This window comes from Blautia sp. 1001283B150304_161114_C9 (assembly GCF_015668165.1).
Classification (GTDB): domain Bacteria; phylum Bacillota; class Clostridia; order Lachnospirales; family Lachnospiraceae; genus Blautia_A; species Blautia_A wexlerae.
Genome location: NZ_JADPGO010000064.1, coordinates 1 through 6683, shown reverse-complemented (window position 1 = coordinate 6683; position 6683 = coordinate 1). Strand labels below are relative to the sequence as shown.

Genomic DNA, 6683 nt, shown 5'->3' with positions numbered 1-6683 from the left:
AACGAAAGGGCAGTTAATGAAAAGTCTCCATACTGCTTTTTCGTTTGCACCACCTTCGATTCTTTCCTTAACGATTTTAATGTCTCTATTATACCATAATGATACTATTATAAAAAAGGGAAAAGAGCTCCTTCGAGCTCTTTTGATTCAGTTCTGTAAACTTGAATTTGGAGTGTGCTTTATAAATTTTTTCCGATTCCCTCAAGTTCGTTCATGGAATTCTTATTTTTTTCAAGTTCATCTCTGGCTGTTGCATAATATGATTTATTGAAAAGCATGTCCCATGAAAGATATTTTGCCATACAGTCAAACTGCTTATCAATCAGCTCATACTGGATACTGTCTACGGGAGAACCACCTACAACAATCGTGCCCACTTTTTTATTTTTTAACTGCAATCCACGGCAGTAGCACTTATCAATGACTAATTTCAATTGTGCTGACATTCCCCACCAATAAACTGGCGTAGCAAAAAGAATCATATCTGCGGCAGCAATTTTATCAATTGTAGGATTTGTATCATCCTTATCGACGCATCCCTTAGAGCATTGACAGACACCACATCCCCTGCATGGTGCAATGTTGAGTTTGTCGGGTTCAATGATTTCAATTTCATTCTTTTCTGACGCTCCTTTTATAAATGCATTGATTGCTGTCAGCGTGTTTCCTTTTCTGGCACTTCCATTAATGATTACAATTTTCATGCGTGTATCCTCCAACTTTTTCAATTCAAATAACTTTAGGTTGCCTGTCATAAAATATTAGAGAAGAACTCTTCTAATAAACTATTGATCATCTCCGGTTTATCTGTATTAGAATTATGACCGACCCCTTCAATCCACTTTAAAGGAATTTTCGTTTTTCGATGCCATTCTCTGTTATACCTTATGCATGAACCGGCATGATCCTTTGTACCACATATCAACAGGGAAGGACATTTGATTTCATAAGGCAGATCCTTTTCCATTGCCTCTGCCAGAATACGAAATCCATGCCCGGCAATTTGTGCATAACGATGCTGATCACCATCATAGACCAGCATCATTTCCTTCATCAGGTTTCTGCCATAATTAGAAGTTGCAACTCCCTTTGTTCCGGATTTCAAAAGCAACTTCCATGGGTAATGTGCATATACTGGTTCCATTCTTTTCAGAAGCCAGATCTCCACCGCTGTCACATAGTTTCTCTGGAGCGGTGCTGAATCAATGGAAATAAAACCTGCCAGCCGGTCAGGATACAATTGTGCATAAGCCTGGCCTACATATCCTCCCATTGATTGACCGATTATAATTGGTTTTATGATTAAAAGGCATGAGCCGGTGCATCCCATACAATAATATTATATTTTCCATCAAAGTACTCAACCTGTTTATCAAACAGTCTATGGTCAGCAGTCAGCCCCGGAAGAAATACAAGCGTCGTTGTATCCAAACTCAGAATACTTGACCAATAGTGAATTGTTCCGCAAGGAGTTTGATATGTACTTTCCTTCAACAAATCCACCTCCGCAATTTTCATTTTTCTCAGTTACACAAACTGAAAAACTTTAACTATTTTCATATTGGTTTTTTGTATCAAATACATTCTGCTACATCTCATCCGGTTTTTGACCGTCGTGGGCTTTCCATTGACACTCCGTCAATTTCATATCTGTAAATACCGCTTTAAACGATGAATCTTCCGGACTGCATGCATAAATTCCAAATTTGATTTTTCCTGCACCAGCCCACATATGACAAATCCTCATTTGCTTAAACCGTATGTCATCCTCAGAACATTCAATGCAATAATCATCTTCACGTCTACTGAGACGATACCACATAGATTTAATCTCTGCATCAATTTCCGTAGTTGCCCAATCTGAATATCCATTGTTTGTCACAACACTTCCCAGGTGCTGAAAATTGTCATTCTCATATTCTATAGAACCTTTCAACCAATTCTCACTGTCAAGATACATAACCACACCGCACTGATCAAAGCGATGATGGCTTTCCTTAAAATCAGTTTTCACTATAAATGAAAAAGACTTTTCCTCTGTTTCTATCTGCAGAACCGGAGCATTATCATTGCGGAAATGATAGTAAGTTCTTTGCCACAAATCAGTTCTAGTACATCGTTTCGTAAATAACTATACCAATCGCGTAGGATGCGGATTCGAGTGTGCTGGTATAAAAACGCAGGCGTAGCGGGCTACGCTGAGGCTTTTAGACCTGTGCAATCGGATTCGCAGACAAGTGAGTGGTATAGTTATTTCGAAAACGATGTACTAGGTTGTGTAATAATCTCAATTTTGTCATCTGTCAGCGTGTAATCATCAGGTTCTCTCGTCCACTTAAAATCTTTTATATTTATTTCATTATCCCTCCAACTTCCGATTTCTATTTTCGTTTCCATAGCATAGTGTACTCTTTTTCACCAGTATCTTCATCCAAATCTTCACATTGAATAATGAACCCTTCTCTTTGGTAAAAAGAAATTGCTCTGGCATTCTTCTGGTATACATTTAATCGTAAGCTAACTTTTTTATCCTTAACATAATCTAATAAAAGCTTACCTATGCCACATGACTGTATTTCATCGGAGACAAAAATACCTTCGATATATTCAGCATTTAGTCCTACAAATCCTTGAATCATTTTATCATCTTCATACACATAGACTTCGGATTGTGACATCATTTCTTTCACTAATTCATAATTACTTTTCCAGTATTGATTGGAAATAAAATAATGTGCTTTCAGATTTGTCTTTAACCATATGTCAGCAACTCTATCGATATCTCCGTTCAGCAACTTTCTAATCATAACAAATATTCTCCACAACTACATCCTTTATGCTTTTCTCTTTTATCCATTCTATCACAAGCTCACCATTAATCATCAATTTTTTGATATTTTTTCTTTTCCCCTACTGCAAAACAGCATCTGAGCGTTTCGTTATATAGAGTGGTACAAATACAGAGCAAAAGTGAATTACTCGGTAACTGAGTTACCAGAGCATCTGAATTAAGGCGGGATACCGCCTTTTTTCAGGGTGCATCCATGGCACCACTACTGTTTGCTCTTTAGAGCTATACAGCTACTTTTATTATTTCCGGTGTCTTCAGTCCGGTTACGGACAGTTCTCTTTTTACTCCGGATACGGAGTGATATTTTCTCAGGATATTATATGCCCCTACGGCATCTGCGTTATAAACTCTGTTTCCATCCCTGTACAGTCCTCTCTCTTTCCGGTTGGACGGTTCTGCATATCTTTTCCCTACTTCCGGTGACAATGGGCTGCACTGGCTGGTATAACTTTCTTCCTGTTTTACGAAACGGATCCCATACCTTTTCAGCTTATATTCCAGCATGATGTAGATCCTGTTATACGGCAAGTTGTGAAACTTCTGGTTTGTCCTGTGTCCCAGGTCTTTTTCTCTCCGAATGTTCCGGATATCCCCTGTAACGACACAGGTGATTCCCTGTTCCCGGCAGTATTCTGCAAGATATCTTGTAATCTTGTGCAGATAGTCCGTTACTGAGTCTTGTTTTCTCTTATATAACTTCCTGATATGTTTTGATGTGACCGGATGCTTTACTCCCTTTCCGGACTGCTGTCCATACCACTGGGCCTGCACCCTTGCGATCTCTTTATGGAAATATCTTTCCAATTCAAGATACTTCCTGCCCAGGATAAACGTCTTCCCATTTTCGGAATCATAACACGTCATAAGGTTATGAAGCCCCAGATCAATAGACAGTTCATGTCCGTTCTGTGGAAGTTCTTCCTGGTCAGGGACCTCATAAACAACAATAATTTTACAGTTTCCCTTCTCCGGCGGGTAGATCCGCAGCTGTTTGATCTGATCCATGCCCCTGAAAATCTTATTTTCAAGGTAAAGAAAGTTTTCATGGATCTGATACGTTTCTTCCATATATTTTTTTAATGCCTTTGGAAGGGACAGGCGGACTCTGCCCGTATCCCGCTCATGCACGATCCCCATCTGCATATAGGTAATGGGGATACTTTCCTGCTTAAACCGCGGCGGTCTGGGAGTCTCAATCCCCCCCCGGATCTTTTCAGGGCATAAAAAGACTTCCATGCCTTGTCCAGCAGCCTACATACTTCCTGGGCAGTCTGGGATGGGAGCTGTTTATACCACAGCTCCTCTTTATGGGCTTTTTTCTGATAATACCAGTCCGGATACTGCTCCATCCCTGTTTCTTTGTAATGCTGACGCTCGTAATTACAGACATTCCAGAGCTTGGATGCTGCATAGCACATATGCCCGATGAGGTTCGCATATTCCCAGCTAACCTTTATGGATGTTTTCTTTGATAGAAGCATTTCCTCTCCTCCATCATATCAGTAAGCTTTGCTCTGATGTTCGATGTACCTGCGGATGTTTTCTTCCGATACAGATCCGACCGTTTCCACATAATAGGAATGGTTCCACAGCTCCCCTTTCCAAAGCTGGTTTCTTATTTCCGGAAAACGTTCGAAAAGTTTCCTGCCGGAGATCCCCTTCAGGTATTTCACGATCGCAGTTATGGATAATTTCGGAGGGGCTGACACAAAACAGTGTACATGGTCTCCTTCCCCACATTCAAACAGATGGACCGTGAAGCCCTTATCTTTTGCGATCTCCTGCACCAGTTCCTGCAGATATGCCTCGACCTCCGCACTTAATATCTTCCGCCGGTATTTTACTGACCATACCATATGGTAATTAATATTGCACACACAAGTGCGGTAATGTATAAGATTTTCTTTCATGCATATAGTATACCATGATATCAAAAATTCCGCAATAAAATATCGAACATATTTTCTTTTTTTATAATGCTGGATACAGCTTTTTATAAAACCTTTTATATGGAGAAATTGAATGAAAACCGTTTTGTTATTTTTATTTATTATGAGTGCAGATATGCACAGTTTGCGCTTTCATCTCGGTAATTGAATTGCCGAGGATTCCCGCTTATTATCCTAAAAGTACACCTGACAGTAATGCTATCAGACATTGTTTTGCCTTTTTCATCCTCGTATTTTCTTCATTCTTTCCTAATAAAATCATTAATTCAACAATTGGGAAACAATTACAGCCAGTTTTCCAGAACGTCATTCAGCTTATTCATATCCAGCGGTTTCGCGATATGTCCATTCATGCCTGTATTTTTGGCCAGCTGTACATCTTCTGCAAAAGCATTGGCAGTCATGGCAACAATCGGCAGTTTTCCCTGTTCACCCGGAAGGCTCCTGATTGCTGCGGTTGCCTCATAACCATTCATGACAGGCATTTGGATATCCATAAAAACAAGATCATACAAGTCTTTCGGAGAAGCTTCTACTTTTTCAACTGCAATTTTTCCATTTTCTGCCGTTTCCACTTCTGCCCCTGTCATCTGCAGAATTTCAACAGCAATTTCTCTGTTTAACTCATTGTCCTCAACTAGCAGAATCCTTTTTCCCGTGTAGTCTGATTCTGACAGCTCCTCCAGATAATTTCTTGCTGTTTTTTCTTTTCTGCCTGAAGTAAACTGCCGCAGTGTAGCCGTCAGCCGAGAACGGAACAGCGGTTTTGCAATAAAAGCATCTATGCCCGCCGCCTTTGCTTCTTCTTCAATCTCGCTAAATTCATAAGATGTCAGTACAATGATGGTGATTTCTTTACCTATTCGCTTCCGGATCTGTCTGGCTGTTTCTATGCCATCCATATCCGGCATCTTCCAGTCTAAAATAACAGCAAAGTAATCATTTTTTAGCTCATGACGTGCATAACAGCGCTCAACGGCTTCTCTGCCGGAGAGAACCCATTCGCCTGCAATACCGATTTCCTTCAGTGTGGCAACTGTACTTTCACAGCATGTCTTGTCATCATCCACAACCAGAACCGGCAGATTCATCAGATATCTGTCCTGTTCTTTTTCTTTTTCCTGAAGCTCCAGATAAATTGTTACCGTAATTCTGGTTCCCTTATGTAAGGTACTGTCCACTTTAATATTACCATTCATCAGGTTCACAATATTTCTGCTGATTGCCATTCCCAGACCGGTTCCCTGAACCTTGGTTGTCCGGTGGTCATCTGCGCGGCTGAACGGATCAAACATGATTTTCTGAAATTCCGGTGACATACCGATCCCATTATCCTCAATCGTAAATTCATAGCATCCAAGTTCCGAAAATCCATTTGGCTTTTCCTCTATGGAAAAGATAATATTCCCGCCATCCGGTGTATACTTAATTGCATTGCTCATCAGATTCACAAACACCTGCTGGATTCTCAGGCTGTCACCACAGACATCCTCGTGTTCAATGTGATTGATGTGTATATCAAAATTGTGTTTATGTTCATCCAGCACCGGTTTCGTAAGCGTAATAAGATTATCCACCAGCTCTGACAGGTTGAAATCTTCCTGTGCCAGCGTCATTTTTCCGCTTTCAATACGTGCCATATCCAGTACTTCATTAATCAGCCCCAGCAGATGACGGCTTGATTCTGTAATCTTACTGAGACATTCAATAACTCTATCCTGACTCTCAATATTTGCTCCTGCGATTGCAGTCAGACCCACAATGGCATTCATTGGTGTCCGAATATCATGGGACATATTGGAAAGAAATTCTGTTTTCGCACGATTTGCATTTTCTGCGGACCGGTAAGCCTCTTTCAGTGCCTGACGGGATTCAATCTCTGC

The 6683-nt window shown here is 40.5% G+C and carries 7 protein-coding genes and 1 pseudogene; all 8 read right to left on the bottom strand.

The genetic code is table 11. The annotated features are described in order from the left end of the window. Positions 1 to 179: 179 nt before the first annotated feature. Positions 180 to 704 carry a flavodoxin family protein gene (locus tag I4V44_RS16975; protein WP_062807680.1) on the bottom strand — a complete coding sequence of 175 codons (525 nt, stop codon included), beginning with the start codon at positions 702 to 704 and terminating at the stop codon, positions 180 to 182. Positions 705 to 751: 47 nt separating this feature from the next. Next, the gene (locus I4V44_RS16970; protein WP_320443429.1) at positions 752 to 1273 is read right to left on the bottom strand and encodes an alpha/beta fold hydrolase; all 522 of its coding nucleotides are present in this window, start codon (positions 1271 to 1273) and stop codon (positions 752 to 754) included. A 29-nt stretch (positions 1274 to 1302) separates the two neighbouring features. Further along, positions 1303 to 1494 carry an alpha/beta fold hydrolase gene (locus I4V44_RS17970; protein ID WP_330610673.1) on the bottom strand — a complete coding sequence of 64 codons (192 nt, stop codon included), beginning with the start codon at positions 1492 to 1494 and terminating at the stop codon, positions 1303 to 1305. A gap of 94 nt (positions 1495 to 1588) precedes the next feature. Next, positions 1589 to 2107: pseudogene (locus I4V44_RS16965) on the bottom strand (DUF1349 domain-containing protein); the annotation flags it as partial. A gap of 274 nt (positions 2108 to 2381) precedes the next feature. After that, positions 2382 to 2807, bottom strand: a complete 426-nt coding sequence (locus tag I4V44_RS16960; RefSeq protein WP_196003007.1) for a GNAT family N-acetyltransferase — start codon at positions 2805 to 2807, stop codon at positions 2382 to 2384. A 266-nt stretch (positions 2808 to 3073) separates the two neighbouring features. Then, positions 3074 to 4087: an RNA-guided endonuclease InsQ/TnpB family protein gene (locus I4V44_RS16955; protein ID WP_243280313.1), complete on the bottom strand. Its 1014-nt coding sequence runs from the start codon at positions 4085 to 4087 to the stop codon at positions 3074 to 3076. A 263-nt stretch (positions 4088 to 4350) separates the two neighbouring features. Beyond that, positions 4351 to 4761 carry an IS200/IS605 family transposase gene (tnpA, locus tag I4V44_RS16950; RefSeq protein WP_207744273.1) on the bottom strand — a complete coding sequence of 137 codons (411 nt, stop codon included), beginning with the start codon at positions 4759 to 4761 and terminating at the stop codon, positions 4351 to 4353. Positions 4762 to 5084: 323 nt separating this feature from the next. Next, positions 5085 to 6683 (bottom strand): hybrid sensor histidine kinase/response regulator (locus I4V44_RS16945; protein ID WP_196003006.1); only part of this gene is annotated, 1599 nt, incomplete at its 5' end.